This is a genomic window from Kitasatospora sp. GP30 (genome assembly GCF_029892145.1).
GTDB lineage: Bacteria > Actinomycetota > Actinomycetes > Streptomycetales > Streptomycetaceae > Kitasatospora > Kitasatospora acidiphila.
Genome location: NZ_JARZAH010000021.1, coordinates 104150 through 127731, shown reverse-complemented (window position 1 = coordinate 127731; position 23582 = coordinate 104150). Strand labels below are relative to the sequence as shown.

At 72.8% G+C, this 23582-nt stretch carries 23 protein-coding genes; 10 read left to right on the top strand and 13 right to left on the bottom strand.

All coding sequences use genetic code 11. The annotated features are described in order from the left end of the window. Positions 1-293: 293 nt before the first annotated feature. Positions 294-476 (top strand): hypothetical protein, encoded by a 183-nt coding sequence (locus P3T35_RS25680; protein ID WP_101382478.1) that lies wholly within the window; start codon positions 294-296, stop codon positions 474-476. A 144-nt stretch (positions 477-620) separates the two neighbouring features. Here P3T35_RS25680 and P3T35_RS25675 read toward each other — a convergent pair whose 3' ends face one another. Then, positions 621-1424 carry an inositol monophosphatase family protein gene (locus tag P3T35_RS25675; protein WP_101382477.1) on the bottom strand — a complete coding sequence of 268 codons (804 nt, stop codon included), beginning with the start codon at positions 1422-1424 and terminating at the stop codon, positions 621-623. 27 nt (positions 1425-1451) lie between these two features. Continuing rightward, positions 1452-2588 (bottom strand): ferrochelatase, encoded by a 1137-nt coding sequence (locus P3T35_RS25670; protein ID WP_101382476.1) that lies wholly within the window; start codon positions 2586-2588, stop codon positions 1452-1454. Between the two features lie 145 nt (positions 2589-2733). Between P3T35_RS25670 and P3T35_RS25665 the strand changes: the two genes are divergently transcribed. Together P3T35_RS25665 and P3T35_RS25660 are read left to right on the top strand one after the other, a co-directional pair. Then, positions 2734-3975 carry an MFS transporter gene (locus P3T35_RS25665; protein ID WP_101382475.1) on the top strand — a complete coding sequence of 414 codons (1242 nt, stop codon included), beginning with the start codon at positions 2734-2736 and terminating at the stop codon, positions 3973-3975. A gap of 114 nt (positions 3976-4089) precedes the next feature. After that, positions 4090-5400, top strand: a complete 1311-nt coding sequence (locus P3T35_RS25660; RefSeq protein ID WP_101382474.1) for a D-arabinono-1,4-lactone oxidase — start codon at positions 4090-4092, stop codon at positions 5398-5400. Positions 5401-5407: 7 nt separating this feature from the next. Here the strand turns inward: P3T35_RS25660 and P3T35_RS25655 are convergent, their stop codons facing one another. Beyond that, positions 5408-6274 (bottom strand): hypothetical protein, encoded by an 867-nt coding sequence (locus P3T35_RS25655; RefSeq protein ID WP_143676908.1) that lies wholly within the window; start codon positions 6272-6274, stop codon positions 5408-5410. A 565-nt stretch (positions 6275-6839) separates the two neighbouring features. Between P3T35_RS25655 and sepH the strand changes: the two genes are divergently transcribed. Continuing rightward, on the top strand, positions 6840-7925 hold the full coding sequence (gene sepH / locus P3T35_RS25650; protein ID WP_101382472.1) for a septation protein SepH: 1086 nt from the start codon (positions 6840-6842) through the stop codon (positions 7923-7925). Positions 7926-7967: 42 nt separating this feature from the next. Here the strand turns inward: sepH and P3T35_RS25645 are convergent, their stop codons facing one another. After that, a complete protein-coding gene (locus tag P3T35_RS25645; protein ID WP_101382471.1) occupies positions 7968-8837 on the bottom strand; it encodes a sulfurtransferase in 870 nt (289 codons plus the stop codon). 165 nt (positions 8838-9002) lie between these two features. Here P3T35_RS25645 and P3T35_RS25640 point away from each other — a divergent pair, with 165 nt between their 5' ends. Continuing rightward, entirely contained in the window at positions 9003-9791 is a 789-nt protein-coding gene (locus P3T35_RS25640; protein ID WP_101382470.1) for a VOC family protein, read from the top strand. A 36-nt stretch (positions 9792-9827) separates the two neighbouring features. On the opposite strand, the gene P3T35_RS25635 is transcribed toward P3T35_RS25640, so the two are convergent. The 4 genes from P3T35_RS25635 to P3T35_RS25620 all read right to left on the bottom strand — a co-directional run bounded on the left by P3T35_RS25635 (position 9828) and on the right by P3T35_RS25620 (position 15190). After that, positions 9828-10478: a thymidine kinase gene (locus P3T35_RS25635; RefSeq protein ID WP_101382469.1), complete on the bottom strand. Its 651-nt coding sequence runs from the start codon at positions 10476-10478 to the stop codon at positions 9828-9830. Positions 10479-10530: 52 nt separating this feature from the next. Then, complete coding sequence (locus P3T35_RS25630) at positions 10531-11715, bottom strand: nucleotide pyrophosphatase/phosphodiesterase family protein (protein ID WP_101382468.1); 1185 nt, start codon at positions 11713-11715, stop codon at positions 10531-10533. A gap of 3 nt (positions 11716-11718) precedes the next feature. Then, positions 11719-12306, bottom strand: coding sequence for a DUF5998 family protein (locus P3T35_RS25625; protein ID WP_101382467.1), 588 nt, complete (start codon positions 12304-12306; stop codon positions 11719-11721). Positions 12307-12400: 94 nt separating this feature from the next. Beyond that, positions 12401-15190: a GNAT family N-acetyltransferase gene (locus P3T35_RS25620; RefSeq protein ID WP_101382466.1), complete on the bottom strand. Its 2790-nt coding sequence runs from the start codon at positions 15188-15190 to the stop codon at positions 12401-12403. A gap of 139 nt (positions 15191-15329) precedes the next feature. Between P3T35_RS25620 and P3T35_RS25615 the strand changes: the two genes are divergently transcribed. Both P3T35_RS25615 and P3T35_RS25610 read left to right on the top strand, forming a co-directional pair. Beyond that, complete coding sequence (locus P3T35_RS25615; RefSeq protein WP_101382465.1) at positions 15330-15608, top strand: HPr family phosphocarrier protein; 279 nt, start codon at positions 15330-15332, stop codon at positions 15606-15608. Positions 15609-15698: 90 nt separating this feature from the next. Further along, positions 15699-16427, top strand: coding sequence for a GNAT family N-acetyltransferase (locus tag P3T35_RS25610; protein WP_101382464.1), 729 nt, complete (start codon positions 15699-15701; stop codon positions 16425-16427). A 2-nt stretch (positions 16428-16429) separates the two neighbouring features. Here P3T35_RS25610 and P3T35_RS25605 read toward each other — a convergent pair whose 3' ends face one another. The 4 genes from P3T35_RS25605 to P3T35_RS25590 are packed head-to-tail and all read right to left on the bottom strand — an operon-like array spanning position 16430 to position 19121. Continuing rightward, on the bottom strand, positions 16430-17140 hold the full coding sequence (locus tag P3T35_RS25605; protein ID WP_101382463.1) for a hypothetical protein: 711 nt from the start codon (positions 17138-17140) through the stop codon (positions 16430-16432). Between the two features lie 23 nt (positions 17141-17163). Continuing rightward, positions 17164-17493, bottom strand: a complete 330-nt coding sequence (locus tag P3T35_RS25600) for a hypothetical protein (RefSeq protein ID WP_143676907.1) — start codon at positions 17491-17493, stop codon at positions 17164-17166. 15 nt (positions 17494-17508) lie between these two features. Then, positions 17509-18501, bottom strand: coding sequence for a hypothetical protein (locus tag P3T35_RS25595; protein ID WP_101382461.1), 993 nt, complete (start codon positions 18499-18501; stop codon positions 17509-17511). Then, positions 18498-19121, bottom strand: a complete 624-nt coding sequence (locus P3T35_RS25590; RefSeq protein ID WP_101382460.1) for a hypothetical protein — start codon at positions 19119-19121, stop codon at positions 18498-18500. Before P3T35_RS25590 ends, P3T35_RS25595 begins: the two co-directional genes overlap by 4 nt. Positions 19122-19249: 128 nt before the next feature. Between P3T35_RS25590 and P3T35_RS25585 the strand changes: the two genes are divergently transcribed. From P3T35_RS25585 to P3T35_RS25575, 3 genes are all read left to right on the top strand, one after another. Continuing rightward, positions 19250-20005 carry a class I SAM-dependent methyltransferase gene (locus tag P3T35_RS25585; protein ID WP_101382459.1) on the top strand — a complete coding sequence of 252 codons (756 nt, stop codon included), beginning with the start codon at positions 19250-19252 and terminating at the stop codon, positions 20003-20005. A gap of 641 nt (positions 20006-20646) precedes the next feature. Further along, positions 20647-21216, top strand: coding sequence for a potassium channel family protein (locus P3T35_RS25580; RefSeq protein WP_180356595.1), 570 nt, complete (start codon positions 20647-20649; stop codon positions 21214-21216). Between the two features lie 257 nt (positions 21217-21473). Next, entirely contained in the window at positions 21474-22058 is a 585-nt protein-coding gene (locus P3T35_RS25575; protein WP_218976708.1) for a hypothetical protein, read from the top strand. 23 nt (positions 22059-22081) lie between these two features. Here P3T35_RS25575 and P3T35_RS25570 read toward each other — a convergent pair whose 3' ends face one another. Continuing rightward, the gene (locus P3T35_RS25570; RefSeq protein ID WP_101382456.1) at positions 22082-23275 is read right to left on the bottom strand and encodes an RtcB family protein; all 1194 of its coding nucleotides are present in this window, start codon (positions 23273-23275) and stop codon (positions 22082-22084) included. Positions 23276-23582 lie beyond the last annotated feature (307 nt).

Below are 23582 nucleotides of genomic sequence, written 5' to 3'. Positions count from 1 at the left end.
TCCGAGTGTGATGGCGGCAACTTTCCGTGGTTTCTCCCGAATCGGAGGTTTCCCGGCCCCGGTGGTGGGGATGACGAGTGCAACCCGCGATCACGCCGTCAGGCAGTCGCACCCACCCGCCGCGCGTTCATCCGCACCGGCTGGGGGATCGCGAGCATCCACGGAGCGGCCCAGGCGCCGCACCCGTGCCCGCACCGGAGCCAGCACCGGTCGGGCGCAGCCGCTGGACCACCGCCCCTCCCAACCGGGGAACGCCGACCGCGCACGTCCGACACCGTAAGGGGGTCTGCCGCATGGACGCCTTCACCGCCGGAATCCTGCAGCGCATACGCAATGCCGAGCAGGATCTGCACCGTGCCCTCGAAGCCGGGGACGAGTTCCTGGCCGAGGTCGAACAGTCCGAACTGGAAGACCTGCGCCGGATCGCCGCCGACCACGGCGTCGACCCGCTGCTGGCGCTGCCCCGCAGCGCCTGACCCGGGCGCCCGCCAGTCGGGCGACTCCCGACACCAGGGCCGGTCGACCGGCCCCCGACACGTGGTGAAACCCCGGTGCGATCCTCGCACCGGGGTTTCGCTGCCATCGGAGCCGCCGGAACCCGGCGTTCCGCGGGCCCTCGTTCAGTCGTGCCAGGCGCCCAGCTCGTCCAGGCGGGCCTGCAGCCGCTCGAAGGTGCCGGGCGGGGCCGCCACCAGCAGCTCTCGGGTGGCCTCGGCGCCCGGCCGGCCGCCGGTGCGGGCACCGGCCTCCCGGGCGATCAGGCCGCCGGCCGCCTGGTCCCAGGGGGCCAGCCCGCGCTCGTAGTAGCCGTCCAACCGGCCCGCCGCCAGATCGCACAGGTCCACCGCCGCCGCACCACCGCGCCGGATGTCCCGCACCTCGGGCATCAGGGCGTGCAGCACCTCGGCCTGGTGCACCCGGGCCGGCAGCACGTAGTTGAAGCCGGTGGCGATCAGCGCCTGCCCCCACGGCGGGGTCGGCCGGACCGCCAGCGCGCGGCCGTCCAGCAGTGCGCCGCGCCCCCGCACGGCCTGGAACAGCTCGCCCCTGGCCGGTGCGAAGACCACTCCGACCACCGCCTCACCGTCCAGCTCGGCGGCCACGCTGACGGCCCAGTTGGGCAGCCCGTAGAGGTAGTTGACGGTGCCGTCGAGTGGGTCGACGACCCAGCGCACCCCGCTCCCGCCGGTCCGCTCGGTACCCTCCTCACCCAGGTAGCCGTCCTGCGGGCGGCGACCGGTGATCAGCTCGACGATCAGCTTCTCGGAGGCCAGGTCCATCTCGGTGACCACGTCGACCGGGCTGCTCTTGGTCGCCGCCACCCCGAGGTCGGCCGGGCGGCCGTCGCGCAGCAGCTCGCCGGCCCGTCGGGCCGCCTCCAGGGCGACGTCCAGCAGCTCGTCCAGCAGGGTCTGATCGGGCACGGTGCTCCTCCGTCTGTGGTTTCTGGGTCAGGCCTGGGCGGCGGCCGGCCGGGGCGCCCGCGGGTTGGGGCAGCAGGCGGCGGGGCAGACGTCGTGACCGGCCCCGAGCCGCCCGAGTGCGCAGCGCGCCACCGGCGCACCCCGCTCGGTGGCCGCCCGCTCCAGCAGCAGCTCGCGCACCGCCGCCGCGAACCGCGGGTCGGCGCCGACGGTGGCGGCCCGGGCCACCGGCAGGCCGAGCTCGGCGGCCCGCGCCACGGCCTCGGTGTCCAGGTCGTACTTGACCTCCATGTGGTCCGAGACGAAGCCGATCGGCACCATCACCACGGCCGCCGCCCCCGACCCCTGACGCTCCGTCAGGTGATCGCAGATGTCCGGCTCCAGCCACGGGATGTGCGGCGCGCCGCTGCGCGACTGGTAGACCAGCTGCCACGGGCGGTCGGCCACGCCGGTGGCCCCGGCCACCGCCTCGGCCACCAGCCGCGCCACCTCCAGGTGCTGGGCGACATAGGCGCCGCCGGGCGTGCCGCGGGCCGGGTCGTCGGGGGCGCCGGAGCTCTCGGCCATCGCGGTGGGGATCGAGTGGGTGGTGAAGGCCAGCTCGGCCCGGTCGCGCAGTTCGGCCGGCAACTCGGCCAGCGCGGCCAGGGTGGTCTCGATCATCGGCTGGACGAAGCCCGGGTGGTTGTGGAAGTGGCGCAGCTTGTCCACGGTCAGCGACGGGCGGCCCTCCTCGGCGAGCACGGCCAGCGCGTCGGCCAGGTTCTCCCGGTACTGCCGGCAGCCCGAGTAGCCCGCGTAGGCGCTGGTGGCCAGCACCGCGACGCGGCGGTGGCCGTCGTCGGCGATCTCGCGCAGCGCGTCGACCAGGTACGGCGCCCAGTTCCGGTTGCCCCAGTAGACCGGCAGGCCCAGACCGTGGTCGGCGAAGTCCTTGCGCAGCGCGGCGAGCAGGGCGCGGTTCTGCTCGTTGATCGGGCTGACCCCGCCGAAGCGGAAGTAGTGCTGGCCGACCTCGGCCAGCCGCTCCTTCGGGATGCCGCGGCCGCGGGTGACGTTCTCCAGGAACGGCACCACGTCCTCGGGGCCCTCCGGTCCGCCGAAGGAGAGCAGCAGCAGCGCGTCGTACGGCGCCGGGTCGGTGGGGGTCTGCGCGTCAGCCATGGCTCCGATCCTGCCACTGCCCGCCGTGGGCGCCGGACCACCCCACGGGTTTATCCGGTTGCTTTCGTTCGTAAGCTGTCTCAGATAGCAATGTTCCTTACTTCCCCCTCACCTCCCCCGGTTCCTTGACCCTCCCGGAGCAGCCGTGCTGTCCAGCTACCGTCAGATCTTCGCCGCGCCCGGCTCGCTGGCGTTCTCCGCCACCGGACTGGTGTCCCGACTGCCGATCTCGATGGTCGGGGTCGGCGTGGTCACCATGTTCTCCGCGCTGCGCGGCTCCTACGGGCTGGCGGGTGCGGTCACGGCGACCCTGGCGCTGGCCTCGGCGGGCATCGGCCCGCAGGTCTCGCGGCTGGTCGACCGCTACGGGCAGCGCCTGGTGGTCCGGCCGGCCACCGCGATCAGCGTGCTGTGCTCGGCGCTGCTGCTGCTCGCCGCCTGGCGCTCCTGGCCGACCTGGACGTACTTCCCGTGCGCGATCGGAATGGGCGCCATGGGCAGCACCGGTCCGCTGGTCCGGGCCCGCTGGGCGCACCTCTACCGGGACGACCGGGCCAAGCTGCACACCGCCTACGCGCTGGAGGCGGTGGTCGACGAGATCATCTTCATCGTCGGGCCGATCCTCTCCATCTGCCTGGCCACCTCCTTCTTCCCGGAGGCCGGGGTGCTGCTCGCCGCGGTCTTCGGGGCCGTGGGGGTGCTGCTGTTCACCGCCCAGCGGTCCACCGAGCCGCCGCCGCACCCGGTGGCGCGCGCGGCCGGCGGCTCGGTGCTGCGGCTGCCCGGCCTGCGGGTGCTGATCGCCACCTTCGTCGCGATCGGGACGATCTTCAGCTCGGTCGAGGTGGTCACCGTGGCCTACGCCCGGGAGCAGGGCCACGGCTCGGCCGCCAGCCTGGTCCTGGCCGTCTACGCGCTCGGCTCCGGGGTGGCCGGCGTGGTGGTCGGCGTCCTGCACCCGCGCGGCCCGGCGGCCCGGCGGTTCCGCAACGGCGTCGGGGTGATGGCGGTGACGCTGGCGCCGCTCAGCCTGGTGGCCGCCTGGTGCAGCGGCACGGTCGGCCTGGTCGCGGCCGGGGCCACCCTGTTCCTCTCCGGGATGTCCATCTCGCCCACCATGATCACCGCGACCGGCCTGACCGAGCGCCTGGTCCCGGCCGCCCAGCTGACCGAGGGGATGTCCTGGACCACCACCGGCCTCGGCATCGGCGTGGCGGGGGGCTCCTACCTGGCCGGCTCGGTGGTCGACGCGGCCGGGGTCGCGGCCGGCTACCGGGTCCCGCTGGCCGCCGGGGTCTTCGCCCTGCTGCTGGCCGCGGCGGGCGGGCGCTGGCTGCGCACCGACAGCCCGGCCACGGCCCCCGAGCCGGCCGCGGTGGCGCCCTGACCGGACCGGTCCGAACCATGGACCGGCGGCCACCCCGTGGCTAGGCTCGCTACCCACTGGTAGCGCCCTCGGGGGGACGACCTGCGGGTGCAGCATGGACGCAGGAGGAGCCGTATGACCGTGACTGCCGGCCGTTGGACCAACTGGGCGGGCAACCAGAGCGCCGAGCCCAGCCGGGTGGTCACCCCGGCCTCCACCGAGGAGCTGGCGGAGGCGGTCAAGCAGGCCGGCGCCGAGGGCCGCACCGTCAAGGCGGTCGGCTCCGGGCACTCCTTCACCGCGATCGCCGCCGCCGGCGACGGTGTACTGGTCCGCCCCGAAGGCCTGACCGCGGTGCGCGAACTGGACCGGCAGGCCGGCACCGTGACGGTGGAGTCCGGTCTGCCGCTGGCCAAGCTGAACCGGCTGCTGGCCGCCGCCGGCCTGTCGCTGACCAACATGGGCGACATCGAGGTGCAGACGGTGGCCGGCGCCACCAGCACCGGCACCCATGGCACCGGGCGCGACTCCGGCTCGCTGGCCGCGCAGATCCGGGCCCTGGAGATCGTGCTCGCCGACGGCTCGGTGCGGCGCTGCTCGCCCACCGAGGAGCCGGAGCTGTTCCAGGGCGCCCGGCTGGGCCTGGGCGCGCTCGGCGCGGTCAGCGCGATCACCTTCGGGGTGGAGCCGGCCTTCCTGCTCACCGCGCACGAGGCGCCGATGACCTTCGACCAGGTGCTCGCCGACTTCGACCGGCTCACCCAGGTCAACGAGCACTTCGAGTTCTACTGGTTCCCGCACACCGACCGGTGCAGCACCAAGCGGAACAACCGCAGCCAGGGGCCGGCCGCGCCGCTGCCGCCGTTCAAGGCCTGGCTGGAGGACGACTTCCTCTCCAACACGGTCTGGGAGGGGGCCTGCCGGGTCGGCCGGGCGTTCCCGAGGAGCGTGCCGGCCATCGCCGCGGTGGCCAGCCGGGCCTGGTCCGAGCGCAGCTACACCGACGTCGCGTACAAGGTGTTCACCAGCCCGCGCAAGGTGCGCTTCCTCGAGATGGAGTACGCCGTGCCGCGCGAGACGGCGGTGCCGGTGCTGCGCGAGCTGAAGCGGCTGGTGGAGCGCAGCGACTGGAAGATCAGCTTCCCGGTCGAGGTGCGCTGCGCGCCGGCCGACGACCTGTGGCTCTCCACCGCGAGCGGGCGGGACACCGTCTACATCGCCGTCCACCTCTACCGGGGTACCGCCGAACGGGGGTACTTCACCGAGGTCGAGCGGCTGATGACGGCCCATCAGGGCCGCCCGCACTGGGGCAAGCTGCACACCAGGGACGCCGAGTACCTGGCCGCGGTCTACCCGCGCTTCGGGGACTTCACCGCGCTGCGCGACCGGGTCGACCCCGAGCGGCGGTTCGGCAACGCCTATCTGCGCCGGGTGCTGGGCGACTGACCCGCCGTCACGGCGTGGCCGTGGCAGTGGCGGGCGCCTCGGTGGCGCCGCCCGCCGGGGTCGTCGCGGGCGGCTGCGGGGCCCGGGTGGTCGGCGGCGCCGAGGGCGTGGCACTGGGCGTGGCCGCACCGGACGGGGTCGTGCCGCCGCTCGGCGAGGCGCTGCTCGGCGGCGCGGACGGGCTGGACGACGGCGAACCGGAGCCGGTGCCGGGCGCGCTGGGCGCCGTCGAGGAGCCGCCGGGCGCGCCGGACGGGCGCTCGGACGCACCCTGGCCGGTCGGCGGGGCCGCCGGCTCGGTGCGCGGCGCCCGCGCCGGGGCCTTGCGGCCGCCGTCGGGGATGATCGAGGTGCCGCCGCCCTCCTGCCCGGTGGTGATCGCGTGCAGGTTCTGGCCGGAGGCCAGCTCGACGACCACGATCGGGGTCATCGCCAGCACGAAGACCAGCGCGGAGACCGCCGCATAGCCCTTCCAGGTCCAGCGGCGGCGGGCCCGCCGCACCGGCGAGTCGTTCCAGGAGTCGTCCGGGAGCGGCTCGGGCTCGGCGGGCTCGTCCTGCCAGGCGAGCGGCAACGGCGCGGTGTCGGTGGCCGGGATCTGACGCAGTCCGTTCACCTTGCTGCCCGGTGACCGCTCGGTCACCTCGCGCAACTGCTCACCGGTGCGCCGGAAGAGGTGCTGGAAGACCGCGCCGCCGCAGGTCGCGCCGGCGCTGACCACCGCGGCGCCGATGATCGTGCCGTACACCCCGAGTTCGGAGGCGAGCACCGCGCCGACCACCGCGGCCAGCGCGCTGGCCGCGACCTGGGCCACGCTCAGATCGATCCGCCGACCGCTCGCGGGCCGCTCGGGCTGCTCGGGCTGCTCGGGCATCCGGTCCTCTTCCAACATCCTCGATATCTCGTCAGGTTTCGCCCATCAGGCAAGTCATCCGCTCATCGCGCTATCCGATGAGACCGCCCATTGTGCATAAAGAAGGACACAAGGGTCGAAAATCCGGTTCTTCACAGTCGATATATGTGAAGATGATCACCGTCAGCTGATCGGCGGTCCGCCAATGGAGTCCCCCCTCTTGAGATTCCCGTGAATCGCGGGAGACTTGAGCGGCGAGCCGCCCCGCTGGTTGCCACGAATGGAGTACTGTTCGTGGAGCCTGGGCCTTCGGTCATCCTCTCGACTGCTTTTCCATCGGCGGTCGGAGCGAGAAGCCGTCAGGACCGGGCACGCACGGCGGCGCTCGACCCCGAACCGTCGCTCCACATCCACGTGCGGGGACCGGCCGGGAGGCTGACGCGGAGTCACCACGACGACGCGCCAAACAGGCCACCGTGCCACAGCGGTGTGTCCGGACCCAAGTCCGACACGCCGGGAGAACTCTGCAAGGTTGTGGCAAGTCGACAGTGGGCAGGCCACACTCAGTACGGGAGCAGCGACGCAGGTGACGTCGGCAGGCACCACCCGGGAGGTAACCGTGCCCGAATTGCGGGTTGTGGCCGTCAGCAACGACGGCACACGGCTGGTGCTCAAGGCTGCCGACAGCACGGAGTACACCCTTCCGATCGATGAGCGGCTACGTGCCGCCATCCGGGGCGATCGGCCACGCCTCGGCCAGATCGAGATCGAGGTGGAGAGCCACCTGCGCCCCCGGGACATCCAGGCGCGGATACGAGCAGGTGCCTCCGCCGAGGAGGTCGCCCAGGCCGCCGGGATCTCGGTGGACCGGGTGCGCCGCTTCGAGGGCCCGGTGCTGGCCGAGCGCGCCTTCATGGCCGAGCGCGCCCGCAAGACGCCGATCCGGCGTCCGGGCGAGGCCACCGGCCCGCAGCTGGGCGAGGCGGTCTCCGAGCGCCTGGTGCTGCGCGCCGCCGAGAAGGACACCGAGCGCTGGGACTCCTGGCGGCGTGACGACGGCACCTGGGAGGTCGTCCTCACCTACCGCGCGGACGGCGAGGGCCGCACCGCCGGCTGGACGTACGACCCGCCGCGGCGCCTGGTGCAGCCGAACGACGACGAGGCCCGCTCGCTGATCGGCGAGAGCGTGGAGCGGGAGGAGGAGTCGGTCTTCCCGTTCATCCCCCGGATCGCCCGGCTCCCCCAGGACCGCCCGCACCGGCCGATGATCGAGCGGCCGTCGGCCGACCGGATCATGTCGCCGCCCGAGCGGCTGCCGGCCCGGGAGGCGCGGGAGGCCACGGCCGACTCGCGGGACTCGCTGACCAGCCTGCTGGACGTGGTGCCCGCCTTCCGCGGCGATCTGGCCGTGGGTCCGTCGGCGATCGAGGCGGCGCCGGTCGAGGAGAGCCAGGAGGTCGAGGAGACCGCCGCGGCCGCCGCGCCCGCCGTGGGTGCCGGCTCGGCCTACGCGGACATCCTGATGCCGCGGGCGGTGGCCCCGCACCGCGAGCGGCTGGTCGGTACCACCGATCGGCAGGCCGAGGCCGACGGTGTCCGTCCCGGCCGCCGGGCCACCGTGCCCAGCTGGGACGAGATCGTCTTCGGCAGCCGGCGCAAGAAGAGCGAGTGACGGTCCGGGGCCTCCGGTTGCGGAGGCCCCGCTGACCGTCCGTCAGCCCCGCTCCGGCCCGGTCGCGGCCGGGCGCTCCGGGTCGCTGGACCACTCGCTCCACGAGCCCGGGTAGAGCACCGTGCGGTAGCCGGCCAGCTCCAGGGCCAGCGCGTTGTGCGCCGCCGTCACGCCGGATCCGCAGTAGACGCCGACCACCGAGTGCTCGTCCGCGCCCAGTGCCCGGAACCGCTCGGCCAGCTCGGCAGCGGACTTGAAGCAGCTGTCGGCGGCGTTGTTGTCGAAGGTCGGCGCGCTGACCGCGCCGGGGATGTGGCCGGCCCGCGGGTCCAGCGGCTCCACCTCACCGCGGTAGCGCTCGCCGGCCCGGGAGTCCAGCAGCAGCCCGGTGCGGGCCAGTTCGGCGGCGCCGTCCTTGTCCAGGGTGGCGAGCTGCCCGGGGACCGGCTTGAAGTCGCCGTCCTGGGCGGCCGGCACCTCGTCGGTGACCGGCAGCCCGGCCGCCTGCCAGGCCGCGAAGCCGCCGTCCAGCACCCGCACCGCGGGATGCCCGGCCCAGCGCAGCACCCACCAGGCACGCGCCGCCGCGGTGGCCGGGCCCGCGTCGTACACCACCACCGCCCGGTCGGCCGAGACCCCGGCGCGGCGCAGCGCCGCGCCCAGCACCTCGGGGTCGGGCAGCGGATGCCGGCCGCCGTGGCCGGGCGCGCCGGGCGGAGCCGCCAGCACCTGCTCCAGGTCCACGAAGTGGGCGCCGGGCAGATGACCGGCCGCGTACTCGTCGGCGCCCGAGGCCCCGGTCGGGCCGGCCGCGGAGAGCACGAAACGGATGTCCAGCAGCACCGGCGGCCGCTCGCCGGCGAGCGAGGCGGCCAGCTCCTCGACGGAGATCAGCGGAGAAGTGTTGTCCATGCGGCCATTCTGCTGGGTCACCCGGTCGACCGGTTGCGGTCGGCGATGCTTTGTGCGCTCTTTGCCATGATTTCCGTGCCGTCGCCCGCCCCGGCGTCCCCGCGGGTGGGAGCATCTGCCCGGGACCCGTGCCACCGGGCCGGGTACCCCCGCGAGGAGGTCGCGATGACGGCGGTACAGGTCCGGGTGGCGCACGGCTCACCCTGCTGGGTGACCCTGCTGGTCCATGATCTGGACCGCGCCCAGGCGTTCTACTCGGCGCTGCTGGGGTGGGGGTTCACCCCGGGGCCCGCCGAGCCGGGTGGCTATCTGCGGGCCACCCGGCACGGCGCCGGGGTGGCCGGGATCGGCCTGGCCCCAGAGCTGCCGGCGGCGCCCGTCGAGTGGACCGCCTACTTCGCGGTGGACAGCGCGGACGCCGCCTCGGCGCGGGTCCGCGAGCACGGCGGCACGGTGGCGGTCGGCCCGCTGAGCAGCGGTCCGGCCGGGCGCCTCGCCATCGCCGCCGATCTCTCGGGGGCCTTCTTCGGGCTCTGGGAGGGCCATGAGCACCTCGGCTGGGAGCTGGTCGGCGAGCCCGGCGCACCGGCCTGGACCGAGTTGGTCACCGGTGACGAGCCGACCGCCGCGGCCTTCTACGGCGCGGTCTTCGAGCGCCAGGTGGTGGAGGCGGACCCGTCGGCGGTGGCCCGTGGCGAGGAGGACGCCACGCTGCGGGTGGCCGGGCAGCGGGTGGCCGGGCTGCGAATGACCGGGTTGGGCCAGACCCGCGATCTGCGGGACGGCCCGCCCCGCTGGCGGATCTACTTCACGGTGGCCGACGCGGATCTGACGGCCGCTCAGTGCCGGGCGCTGGGCGGCGCGGTGCTGGTGGAGCCGCGGGACACGCCGTACGGCCGGGTGGCCCGGCTCGCCGATCCCGAGGGCGCGCGGTTCTCGGTGGTCGCACCCTGACGTCCCCCGCGGTGCTGAGTGCCCTGAGCGGGTGGGTTACAGCTGCTCGAACGGCAGTACGTCCGGGGAGAGCGCGGCCGCCCGGGCGGTGGCGGCGGTGAGCCGGCGCCGGTGGTGGCGGCGGCAGAGCACCTCGTAGCCGACCTCGTCCTCGTTGACCGCGACGTCGCCGACCACCACCTGCGGGCCCTCCACGACCATTACCCCGCCCACCGTGCGGGCGTTGTGGGTGGCCCGGGCGCCGCACCAGCAGAGCGCCTGCACCTGCAGCACCTCGACCCGGTCGGCCAGTTCGAGCAACCGCTGCGAGCCGGGGAACAGCCGGGTGCGGAAGTCGGTGGTGATGCCGAAGGTGAAGACGTCGATGCCCAGCTCGTCCACCACCCGGGCCAGCTGGTCGACCTGCTCGGCGGTGTAGAAGTTGGCCTCGTCGCAGATCAGGTAGTCGACCTTGCCGCCGCCCGAGAGCAGCTGCACCACATAGAGCTGGAAGTCGAAGCCCTCGGTCACCTCCACCGCCTCGGCGCGCAGGCCGAGGCGGCTGGAGATGGTGGAGGCGCCGGCCCGGTCGTGCCGGGCGAAGATGATGCCCTGCCGGCCGCGGGCGGCGTGGTTGTGGTTCATCTGCAGCGCCAGGGTGGACTTGCCGCAGTCCATCGTCCCCGAGAAGAAGACCAGGTCAGCCATGGTGGGGTGGGGAAGCCTCTCTCAACGGGTACGAATCTTCGGAGCAGGGGTCTCAGGGGCGGACTTCGAGCAGCGGCACGAGCTGCTCCACCGGGGTCATCGAGCCGTGCAGGCCGGTCATCGCCGACTCCCCCGGCTCGCTGCGGGAGGCGATGATCGCGATGTCGTCCCGGGCGGCGGCGACCACGTCGCCGATCCGGTGGTAGACCCGGTCGTCGACCGCGGGCCCGAACCAGCCGGCCTCGATCGCCTGGTCCCGGGTGGCCACCCACATCCGGTCGCCGAGCACCTCGCGCCAGACCGCGTGGACGTCGGCCGCCGCACCGGGCACCGCGTAGACGTGCCGGGCCCGGGCCTCGCCGCCCAGCAGCGCTACGCCGGCGCCGAGCTCCCAGTCGTCATCGAAGTCGATCCGGTCCTCGGGCGCGATGTCGATCATGCCGTGGTCGGCGGTGACGTAGAGCGCGGAGCGGGGCGGCAGCTGCTCGGCCAGCCGCCGGGCCAGCCGGTCGACGGTGTTCAGCATCAGCCGCCACTCGTCCGAGTCGACCCCGTAGCGGTGGCCCATCGCATCCAGTTCGCTGACGTAGGTATAGACCAACGCCCGGTCGGAGGAGGCGAGTTGACGGGCCGCCAGGTCCATCCGCTCCTCACCGGTGGTGCGGCCGAGGAAGTCGCCGCCGGACAGCGCCACCCGGGTCAGCGGGGTCTGCGCGAACAGCGGCGAGGAGACCTGGCTGGCGGCGACGCCGGCCGCGTGCACCCGCTCGAAGACGGTCGGGTAGGGCTGCCAGCTGTGCGGGTCCACCGGGGGCTGCCAGCGCAGCTGGTTCATCAGCTGGTTCCGGCCGGGGATCGCCACGGTGTAGCCGGCCAGGCCGTGCAGCCCCGGCGGCAGGCCGGTGCCCACCGAGGCCAGCGAGGTGGCCGTGGTGGACGGGAAGCCGGCGGTGAGCGGCCGCCCGGTGCCGCCCAGCGAGCTGTCCAGCAGCCCGGTCAGGAACGGCGCCCACTCGGGGTGGCGGCGGATCAGCTCCCAGCCGAGGCCGTCGACCAGGAAGACGCAGACCCGGTCGGCGGGTTCGAGGGGCAGGGTCGCGGTGAAGCCGGGCACACCCAGGCCCGCCGCCACCGAGGGCAGCAGGTCGCTGAGCGAACCGGTGCCGTAGCCGGGCGCGGGCGCGCCGGCCACGTCCAGCAGGTCGTACGGATCGGGGCTGTGGAAGTACTGCGACACGCCTCAGGCCCTGCTGATGGTGGCCTCGGACAGCGCCCGGGCGAAGACCAGGGCCTGGGCCACCGTCTCCGGGCCGTCCCCGGCTTCGCTGACCCGGAGTGACAGGTCGTCAGCCGTGGCCGAGCCGGTGTAGCCGTGGTCGGCCTCGCAGTTCGGGTCCGAGCAGCCGGCCGGCTCCAGGTCGATCCGCTGCACCGCGCCCCAGCCGATGGTGAGCACCACCTCGCGCGGCAGCCGGCCCGGGGAGTACGTCTCCGGGTTGGCCACCATCCGGCTCAGCACCACCGAGCCGATCCGGTCCAGCCGGACGCTCTCGGTCGAGGTGGTCGCGTACGGCACCGGGCTGGTCGCGTCGGCGGCCTGCTCGTCGGTGTGGCTGACCACGAACCTGCTCGGGGTGAGCACCAGCACGGTGACGTGCCGGCGGACCTCGTTGGCGTCGAAGGTGGTCTCCTGGTGGACCAGGTAGGAGCTGATCGGCTCGGGGCCCACCGCGGACTCCACGGCCTCGGACACCAGCGCCGGGTAGTAGCCACTGCGCTCGATCGCGGAACGCAGGTCCTGCGTGGTGGTGGTACCGGTCTTCGCCATAACTCCATCCTGGCATGCCCCGCCGACCCGGCGGGCTGGACTGCGCCGTACCGCCCCGGGCGGGAGTTCCCGAAGCGGGCGCAACCCAGGAAGGTTACAGCGTGCTCATGCTCCGCGGGCCCAGATCGGTCCGCGACGGCAATGGCGCCACCCGCACCGCGGCGCCCAGCACGGCCAGTCCGTGCGGTGCCACCACCACCGGCTCCAGCTCCACCGAGGCCACTTCCGGCAGGTCGTCGACCAGTTGGGAGACCCGCAGCAGCACCTCCTCCAGGGCGGCGGTGTCCACCGGGGCGGCGCCCCGCCAGCCGAACAGCAGCGGTGCCGCCCGGACCTCGCGGACCAGGCCGGCCACGTCCTGGTCGGTCGCCGGGATCAGCCGGTGCGCCACATCGCCGAGCAGTTCGGCCGGGGCGCCGGCCAGGCCGAAGGCCAGGATCGCGCCGACCGCCGGGTCGACCGTGGCGCTGATCACGGTGTCCACCCCGCGGGCGGCCATCCGCTGCACCACCAGCTCGGCCCGCGCGGCGCCGCCGAGCAGTTCGGCCAGCTCCCGGTGGGCGCGGCGCAGGCCGTCCTCGTCGGTCAGCTCCAGCCGGACGCCGCCGAGGTCGGGGCGGTGCCGCAGATGGGTGGCGGTGGCCTTGAGCGCGACCGGGTAGCCGAGCCGGTCGGCTGCCCGGACCGCCTCCTCCTCGGTCACCGCGGGCAGGGCGCGCAGGACGTCGATGCCGTACTTGTCGAGCAACTCGGCGGTCTGCTCGTCGGACAGGGTGAACCGGGCGCCGCCGGGCTGGGTGGCGGCCGCCGCCGCAGTGCTGGTGGCCAGCGCGGCCTCGACCAGGGCGCGGGCGGCGGGGGCGTCGATCCGGTCGAACTCGGGTACCCGGGCGGTCTGCTCGGCAGTCTCCGCGAGGCGTCGCCAGGAGCCGTAGCGCACGGCGTGCGCGAGGGCGCGCACGGCGCGTTCGGGGGCTGGGTAGGCGGGCACGGGGTGCTTGGCGGCCCGCAGCACCCCGGAGAGCTCGCCGAGCGCCAGGTGGATGAGGAGCAGCGGCTTGCCGACCCGGCGCGCGCTGTCGGCGGCGTGCAGCAGGCCCTCGCCGAGTGCCGGGTCGTCGGCCGCGAGCATCGGCTCCTCGCGCAGCGCCAGGCTGGGGCCGGCGATCGGCGGGATGGCCACCGCGATCACCGCGTCCACCGAGCCGTCGCTGAGCGCGGTCTCCAGCGCCACCCGGAAGTGCTCGCCGGTCGCGGCGGTGGTCAGGTCCACCGGCGGGTGCGGGCGCAGTCCGGCGCTGAGGCAGCTGTCGTAGGTGAGCAGGCCGAGCGAGTCGGAGTTGCCGACCACCGCGACCCGGGGCCCGGCGGGCAGCGGCCGGCCGGCCAGCAGTTCGCCGGTGTCCAGCAGCTCGGTGATGGTCGCCACCCGGATCACCCCGGCCTGCTGGAACAGCGTGTCCACGGTGGCGTCGCTCAGCCCGCTGGTGGCCGGCGGCACCGCGTGGCCGGGCGGCAGCGAGCCGGTGTGCCGGGCGCCCTTGACCACCACCACCGGCTTGGTGGTGGCGAGGCGCCGGGCGATCCGGGTGAACTTGCGCGGGTTGCCGAAGGACTCCAGGTAGAGCAGCACCACCTCGGTGGCCGGGTCCTCCTCCCAGTACTGCAACAGGTCGTTGCCGGAGACATCGGCCCGGTTCCCGACCGAGGCGAAGGACGAGACGCCGAGCCCGCGCTGGTGCGCCGCCTCCAGCAGCGCCACGCCGATCGCCCCGGACTGGCAGAAGATCCCGAACGGGCCGGTCTGCGGCAGCCGGGGTGCCAGCGAGGCGTTGAGCGGATGCTCCGGCGAGGTGGTGAGCAGCCCGAAGGCGTTCGGGCCGATCACTCGCATCCCGGCGGCCCGGGCCTGGCGCACCAGGGCCCGCTGCCGGTCGCGCCCGGCCGCCCCGGTCTCGGCGTAGCCCGCGGTGACCACCACCAGGCCCTGCACGCCGTGCGCGCCGCACTCGGCGACCACCCCGGGGACCACCTCGTCCGGCACCGCGACCAGGGCGAGGTCCACCGGCCCGGTGAGCTCGGCCACCGAGCGGTGCAGCGGCACGCCCTCCAGCTCGGTGCCGCCCGGCGCCCGGCTGTTGACGGCGTACACCGGCCCGGCGTACCCGCTGGCCAGTACCGATCGCAGCAGCGTCCGGCCCACCGAGTGCTCGTCCCTGGAGACCCCGATCACTGCGACCGAACGGGGCGTCAGCAGCCGCTGCACCGATCGCGCCTCGGCCCGGTGCTCGCGGGCCCGCATCACGGCGAGCGAGGCGGCGGTGGGTTCCAGGTCGAACTCCAGGTGCACCACGCCGTCCGCGAAGCTGCGCTTCTGGACGTAGCCGGCGTCGGTGAAGACCTTGGTCATCCTGCGGTTCTCGGGCAGCACCTCGGCGACGAACCGGCGGATCCCGCGCTCCTGGGCGACCGCGGCGATGTGCTCCAGCAGGACCGACGCGACGCCCCGGCCCTGGTGGGCGTCCTGGACCAGGAAGGCCACCTCGGCGTCGGTGCCGGTGTCGCAGGGGCGCCCGGTCTCGTCGATCCGGTCATAGCGCACGGTGGCGATGAACCTGTCGCGGACCACCACGGCCAGGGCGACCCGGTTGACGAAGTCGTGCTGGGTGAAGCGCCGCACGTCCTTCTCGGAGAGCCGCGGGTAGGGGGCGAAGAACCGGAAGTACTTCGACTCGTCGGAGACCTGGGCGTAGAAGTCGACCAGCCGCTGGGCGTCCGCGGGCACGATCGGCCTGATCCGTGCCGTACCGCCGTCGCGCAGCAGGATGTCGGCCTCCCAGTACGGGGGGTAGCCGAGGGCCTGGTCAGCGGCGGAGTGCTCCACAACCGCCAGGCTATCCGGCGGGGCGGCGACCTGCTCCCGTGGTGCCGGCCCGACGGGGTGGGACGCGCTTCCGGGACGCCATGCCAGAATGGTCTAGACAACGCTGTCGCAACCTGCACCATCGGAAAGGCACGTCATCATGGCTGAGCGCCGCGTCACCATCGGTTGGCCCGAGGGCCTGCACGCCCGTCCCGCCTCCGTCTTCGTCCGGGCGGCCGCCGCCGTGGGCGTGCCCGTCACCATCGCCAAGGCCGGCGGCACCCCGGTCAACGCGGCCTCGATGCTGGGCCTGCTGGCGCTCGGCGCCGAGGGCGGCGAGGAGGTCGTGCTGGCCTCCGACGCCCCCGAGGCCGACGCGGCGCTGGACCGGCTGGCGAAGATGGTCGAGCAGGGCCTGGACGAGCTGCCCGCGGCCTGAGCCCGTGACCGCGGCGGCGGCCCACTGCCCGGGCCGCCGCCGCGCGAAATCCACTACCGGACCGCCGCGCCGTTTTGCGATCATGCTCGGATGCCCGAACTGATATCCGAAGCACGCGACTTGACCACCGACGACGCCATTCTGGACTGGGCGACCCAGGGCTTCGCCCCCGGCGTGCGGGTCTGGACCCTGGACGGCGCGAACGCCGTCGCCTCCCCCGACCTCTCCGGCCGCGACCGGCTGGCGGTGCACGGCCCCGGCGAACCGCTGGCCGTCCTGATCCGCCACGTCTTCGCCGAACTGGGCACCAGCTACCGGCCGATGGGCGACCGCGCGCTGATCGAGCAACTGATCGACCTGCTCCCCGAACTGCGCCCGATCCCCCCGTTCCTGTGGATGGACGTGACCGGCGACTCACTCGCCACCCGGCCCGCCGCGCACTGGCTGACCCCGGGCGAGTACTCCGAGGCCGCCGAGCTGCTGGACCTGGCGATGCCCGACTCCTTCGCCCACCCGCTGCGCCCCGGCGCCACCCGCTGGGCGGGCGTGCGTGACGAGGCGGGCCGGCTGACCGCCGTGGCCTGCGAGGCCTGGAGCTCCCCGACCACCGGCTTCATGGCCGGCGTCGCCGCCCACCCGGAGTACGGGCGCGGGCGCGGACACGCGGAAGCCGCCTGCCGCCTGGTCCTCGACGCGCTGCTCCGCGCCAACGGCCGCGCCGCCCTGATGGTGCACGCGGACAACCCGGCCGCCATCCGCCTCTACCGGCGGCTCGGCATGGCGTCGCGCGAGCTGAGGGCGGCTCAGCACGTCGGTTGAGCTCAGTTCGGCGCCACCGGCATCGCGTCGAAGCCGTCGTAGAGGTAGGCGTAGACCTGGGCCAGGTACGCCGTCAGCTCCTCGACGTCCGGGAACGCGATGTAGGTGAGCCCGTACCACTGAGCGACCGTCAGGGGGCGGCTGCGGACGACGTGGATCAGGCCGGCCCGGATGGTCTCCCGGTAGTCCGGCCAGGCCGCGGCGAAGGTCTCCCGCAGCTCGCCCAGGTCGTCGGCCGCCTCCACCCCGAGCCACCCCGCGCAGAACCGCACGAAGCGGTGGTCCACGCCCGGTGCGTCCAGGCCCAGTTCGGCCAGCGGCACGGTGACCGGGTCGATCGCGCCGCCGGGGTAGGGGTAGGCGTCGGTCAGCAGCAGGTCGCCGCCGCGCTCCGGCCCCGGCCCGCCGGGCCGCAGCTCCGCGGTCGGACGGTAGACGCTGTAGACGAACCCGTCGGAGAAGTCGGCGTGCACATAGCCGACCTCACCGCCGGGCCCGTACGGCGCCTGCGGGTCGATGCCGAACCCGGTGGCCCAGCTGGTCCCGGCCGACGCGGGGCCGTACAGCTGCCGGAACGGCACGATCGGCGCCAGGTCGTGGTCCTTGAGCGCCGCCGCCCGCAGCACGTCGTCGGCCACCACCAGCGCCTCTTCCGAGTCGAAGCGGGTGGCCCAGGGGCCGCAGCGGGGCGGCAGCTCGTCACGAAGGGGCATCGGTCTGGATAACTCCGTCCTGGTCAGGGGCTGGGCGCGATCGGGTGGTCGGGGCGGTCGCCGAACACGTAGTCCCGCAGATCGTCCAGGAACCCGTACAGCTCGTCCTCGGTGAGGAAGTAGTAGCCGGTCAGCCTGAGCCAGGCCGCCGAGTCGGCCGGCCGCCGCTCGATCAGGTAGTCCAGGCTGCGCCGCAGTCGCTCGGCGAAGTCCTGGTCCTCCCGGGCCCAGTCGCGGGCCTGGTAGAGGTCGTCGATGATCTCCGGGTGGAAGCAGTTCCGGTAGAACCGCCGCAACTGCTCGCTCGACGCCCAGCCGGGGATGTCACTGCCGTCCCAGTCGGCCACTGCCACGATGTACTCCTCGACTCAACGGGACGGATTGTGCAGGTCGACCGGTTCCGGGAACATCGTATGCAGTTTGAACCCGCCGTTCCCGTCCGGGTGGTAGATGGCCTTGATCGTAGCGTCCGTGAAGTCGACCGGTCGGTACTGCACATTGCCGGCCGCGTCCAGCGGCTGCTTGGGATCGATGTAGTAGCCGCGGAACCGGCCCGTGTGGTCGCCCGGCCCCCAGGCGTCCTGCGGTGAGAACTCCACGACGTGCGGCGGGGTCTGCGGGATCCGGCCGCGGGCGTACTCGTCGGCGTACATGAAGCCCTCCTGGTCGTTGAAGGCCGTCGAGTACTTGTCGCACTTGTGCCTGCGCGGCGGCTGGCCGGGCTTCTGGTCGGCGTCCATGTAGAGGTCCGGCGGGGAGAGCTTCTTCCTGGCGTCCGGGCCGTGCAGCGGATCGATCTTGTCCTTGGAGATCACATAGCCGTTGGGATCGAACATCGGCGTCTGGTTGTTGGCGGGGCCGCCCATCACCGGGGTGCCGAGCCGGTCCTTCAACTGGTCGTCGTTCGCCTTCAGATGGCGGCCGACACCGTGCCCCTGCTTGTCGAGGCCGTCGATCCTGGTGGCGACCCGCTTCTGGTACTGGTCGCGCATCCCGTCATCGCCCAGCACCGTCTGCCCGGACTTGATCCTGATCGGGTCCTTCTCGCCCGCGGGCGGGCGGCGCAGGCTGCGGCGGATCCGCTCCTCCGCGTCGTCCAGGTTCTTCTTGGTGACCTCCAGGCCCTGCGCGATCGACCGGTGGCCGCCCTCCATCGCCTTCGACATGTCACCGACCATCGAGTCCATGATCGGCCGGACCGCCTTCTGCACCAGCTGGCCGTACTTGCCCTTGCCCAGCAGTCGCCCCCGGGTGGCCTCGTCGAGGTTGCTGGCGTGGCCGGCCACCCGGTCGGCATGCCCGTGCACCTGCTCCGCGGCGTTCCCCAGGTGCTCCGGGTGGGCCTGGAATCCCTTGCTCATGCCGCGTTCCCCTCACCGAGAATCGCCCCGTCGGTGGCCGCCGGACCCAGCGCCGCCTGCACGCCGTGGAAGACCAGCCCGGAGACCGCCTGCGCGATCGCCGCCTGGAAGGGCTCGATCGCGGTCGAGACCAGGTTGCCGATGATCTCCTGCTCGATCTGCTGCAGGATCCCGTTGACCAGCAGCTTGCCGCCCTCGATGATCGCCGCGTTGGCCGCCTCCGCGAGGCCCGCGGTGGCGATCGCCGCGGCCTGCTCGGCCGCGAACTCCACGGTCATCGAGATGAGTTCGGCGATCACCGACCCCTTGGCGACCACCACCGCGTCGGCCGCGACGTCCAACGCGTCGGCCAGCAGCCCGCAGTGGTCGATCAGCACCTTCATGTGGCCGTTCGAGGCCAGCGCCCAGCGCGCCACCATCGCCTCGTACGAGTCGCCTTGGTAGACCGCCCCGAGGTTCTGGACCACCGAGTGGGTGTCGTCGTGGGCCTCCTGGACGCCCTTGGCGTAGTCGCGGACGTGGTTGCCCCACTCGCGCAACTCGTCCTCGTCGATCTCCGGCCAGTTGAGGCCGATCAGGTTCATCACCCAGACCAAGTCGTCGGGCAGTTCGATCGACAACCCGGCCTCCTTTCATCCCCCGTGCGATAGCCTGACGAACCCTCATGGTGCCAGCCCGTTCCACCCCAGGGACGCCACCACCAGCAAATTCGGTTCTCCGGTCAGGCCTCAAGTGCCATGGTGGAGCGATGGATTCCAATGATCGCGCACGTCTCTCCGGATTCACCCACGCCCACCACCCGATCTGCGCACCGCTGAGCGACGACTCGGTCGCCGCCCTGCTGGGGCGCGCGGTGGCGACCGGCCAGGAGCGCATCCTGGATCTCGGCTGCGGCGAGGGCGCCTGGCTGCTCCGCGCACTGGCCGCGCACCCCGACGTCACCGCCGACGGGGTGGACATCAACGCCGGCGGCCTCACCACCGCCCGCCACAGCGCCGAACGGCTCGGCGTGGACCGCCGCCTCGGCCTGCACCACCAGCCGGCCGCCGATTTCACCGCCGCGCACCCCTACGACCTGGTGTTCTGCGTCGGCTCCACGCATGCCTTCGACGGCCTGCTCCCCACCCTCACCGCCGCCCGCCGCCACCTCGCCCCGGGCGGGCGGGTGCTGATCGGCGAGGGCTACTGGCAGCGCGAGCCCGACCAGGCCGCCCTGGACGGATTCGAGGCCACCCGCGAGGACTTCGACGACCTCCCCACCCTGGTCGACAAGGTCATGGCCGACGGCTGGGTCCCGGTCGCCGGCCACCAGAGCACCCAGGCCGAACTCGACGACTACGAGTGGGCTTGGACCGGCTCCCTCGCCGAGTGGGCCCTCGACAACCCGTCCGACCCGCTCGCCGCCGACGCCGCCCGCCTCGCCGACGAGCACCGCCACGGCTGGCTGCACGGCTACCGCGGCACCTTCGGCTTCGTCACCATGCTGCTGCGCCGCCAGGACTGATCAGATCCCGAGGCCTGACCCGACGATCCGCTCCCGGGCCCGCCGGACGCGCGGCGGCGGACACGGCACCAGATCACGCCGCATCCGCCGACCGCACCGCACCCCTTGGGGAGCATCTAGCGTTCAGGATGGTCGCGAGCGTGGCGGTGGAACCAGCGCGATGTCCAGGAAAACCACCGCTCGCGGCCAGTTGAGCCCCTCGGGGTGAAGCTCGAACACCTTCTGCAGCCCACTCACGGCCTTTCCCCTGTGAACGGACTGCTGCCCTTCACTGCCGTCCTGGGCATAGCCGCTCCCACACGGCTGACGGGTGCTGCTTCGGTTCATCAGATCCGATTCCACGCCTATCACCACGAAGCGCCTCACGCATCCTGGCCGCGTCCACCGGCCAGGCGGTGGAGCACGTCCGGTGGAGGGCCTTCCGGCACTCGCGAGCAGGGCCGGCACGGGGGACGATGGGAACGGTCGGCGGTGCCCCCGCCGCATGATCGCCGGGCACCGTGACTCCAGCCGCTGCTCGCGCAGGTCTCCGAGCTCCAGGTGGACGTTGCCGGGAGGGAGGGAGCATGAAGACGCCCAACGAAGCATCGGGCGCTCCAACTCCAGCAGCTGAACCAGCGGGGCTTCGAGGGGCCGGCCTCATGAGCGGCAGCACCCGCGCAGAACACGGCATCCGGCCCAGGAACCGGCTCTCGCCCCGTCAGGTCACCCGGATCGTGCTGCGGGTGGTGGGGTCGGTCGCCGCGCTGACGGCTCTGTACTACGCGCTGCCGCTGGACCGCTCCTCCCTTGCGGCTACCGTCACGACGCTGGTCACGGGGCTTGCGGCCTTCATCGTGCTGATCGTCTTCCAGGTGCGCCAGATCACCCGGTCACCGTTCCCGGTCGTGTCCGCGGTCGAGGCACTGGCCATCAGCGTTCCGTTCTTCCTGCTGCTGTTCGCCGGCACCTACGTGGCCCTGGCCGGGCTGTCCCCCGGGAACTTCGGCGGGCACCTGTCGCACACCGACGGCCTGTACTTCACCGTCACCGTGTTCTCCACCGTCGGCTTCGGCGACATCACCGCGAAGTCCGAGACCGCACGGCTGGTGGTCACCGCGCAGATGATCACCGACCTCGTCATCCTCGGCGTCGCGATCAGGGTCGTCGTGAGTGCCGTCCGACACGGCCGGCAGCGGAAGGCTCCGCACCAGCACCAGGAGGGACGATGAGCCGAGCCGGCAGGGCGGCCGGACGGAGCCGCAGCGGCCACCGCCCACGTCGGAGGGCCCTGGCGACGTTCGTCGACCGCGTGGGCCCCGAAGGGGCGGTCGTCCGCCTGGAATCGCGCCACCACCGCAAGCACCAGGAGCCGCCCGCCGGATCAACCTGGTGGGCTCCCACCTCCCGTGGTTGGTGGATCGCAGTCCTGTTCGCCATCGGATCACTGCTGTTCGCACTCGGGTCGATACCGGGCTATGCCGACGCCGTGGGAGCCCGCGGAGACGCCATCACCTACTTCATCGGCTCCCTGTTCTTCACCTCGGCCTCGTTCTTCTGCTACCGCGAGACGATCGACGCCGCCTCGCCGGCACTGAACCCCCACCGCCGGCGCTTCTTCACCTACCAGCCCGGCCGGATCGACTGGTGGTCCACCGCAGTGCAACTCGTCGGAACCGTCTACTTCAACATCAGCACCGGGCTCGCCATGGCCGACAACCTGTCCGCCCAAGCCGCACACCAGCACGTGTGGCGACCTGACGCAATCGGCTCCGTCTGTTTCCTGGTGGCCAGCACGCTGGCCTGGTACGAAGCCTGCCACGGCTGGCTCGCCTGGCACCCACGGACCTGGGCTTGGTGGATCACACTGGCCAACCTGATCGGGTCCATCGCGTTCGGCATCTCCGCCGTGGCCGGCTACATCAACCCGATCACCGGCCAGGTGCACAACATCGACCGAGCCAACACGCAAACCCTGATCGGCGCAGCGTGCTTCCTCGTCGGCGCCGTGCTGCTACTCCCCGAACGCACCGAGGAAAGCCACCGACGAGCACGCATTGAAGCTCCGGGGTGAGGACTGCTCCGGCTGGTTCGCAGTCAGCCCTTCACGCAGACCACCTGCTTGAGGTGCGCCACCACCTCGACCAGGTCGCGCTGCTGGTCCATCACCTTCTCGATGGACTTGTACGCGCCCGGAATCTCGTCGACCACGCCGGAGTCCTTGCGGCACTCCACGCCCCGGGTCTGCTCCTGCAGATCGCGGACGGTGAACTTCTTCTTCGCCGCGGTCCGGCTCATCTTCCGACCCGCGCCGTGCGACGCGGAGTTGAAGGAGGCCGGGTTGCCCAGGCCGCGGACGATGTACGAACCGGTGCCCATCGAGCCCGGAATGATGCCCAGGTCGCCGGAGCCGGCCCGGATCGCGCCCTTGCGGGTGACCAGCACGTCGACGCCGTCGTACCGCTCCTCGGCGACGTAGTTGTGGTGGCAGCTGATGACCTGCTCGAAGGCGACGTCGGCGCGCGGGAACTCGTCGCGGACGGCGTCCTGGAAGAGCGCCATCATCATGGCCCGGTTGTACTTCGCGTAGTTCTGCGCCCAGAACAGGTCGTTGCGGTAGGCCTGCATCTCCGGGGTGTCCGCGAGGAACACCGCCAGGTCGCGGTCGACGATGCCCTGGTTGTGCGACAGGCCGCGCGCCACCGTCATGTGGTGCTCCGCCAGCTCCTTGCCGATGTTGCGGGAGCCGGAGTGCAGCATCAGCCAGACCGAACCGGCGTCATCGAGGCAGAACTCGATGAAGTGGTTGCCACTTCCGAGCGTTCCCAGCTGCTTTGCCGCCCGCTCCTGACGGTCCTTGACCGCCGGGGTGATCGAGTCGAAACCGGACCACATCCGCTGCCACTGGGCCACCGGAAAGCCCTGCAGCTTGGCCGGGTCCAGCGGCGAGTCGTGCAGGCCACGGCCGACCGGGATCAGCCGCTCGATCCGGGAGCGCAGCCGGCTCAGGTCGTCCGGCAGGTCGCGGGCGGTGAGCGAGGTCTTCACCGCGCTCATGCCGCAGCCGATGTCCACCCCGACCGCGGCCGGGCAGACCGCGCCCTTCATGGCGATCACGGAGCCGACGGTGGCACCCTTGCCCAGGTGGACGTCGGGCATCACGGCCAGGCCGTGCAGCCAGGGCAGGGTGGAGATGTTGCGCAGCTGCTGCATCGCCGCGCCCTCGACGGTGGCCGGGTCGGCCCACATCCGGATGGGGCCCCGCGCGCCGGGTACCTCGGTGTACGACATGGTGAAACTGACCCCCAAAGGTCGATGGTTCAAGCGTAGGACTGCCACGCGAAGCTTCCGGCGTGGCTCGGGGAAGATCGGGAAAGCGGTGCGCTCAGGCGGTGGTTCGGGAGGGACGCGACGACCTCGGGGAGCGCTTTCGCACTGGCTCGACCCGCATGGTGACCGCCTCCTCTCCTGAACTCGACAACAGCCGCGCACCGCGACGGGGATATCAAACGACGAGGCCGATCGCAGGCGCAAGCGAAATATGCGAAGAGGCCCGGCGAGCCGTGCTCGCCGGGCCTCTTGGCGCTGCTTGACGCCG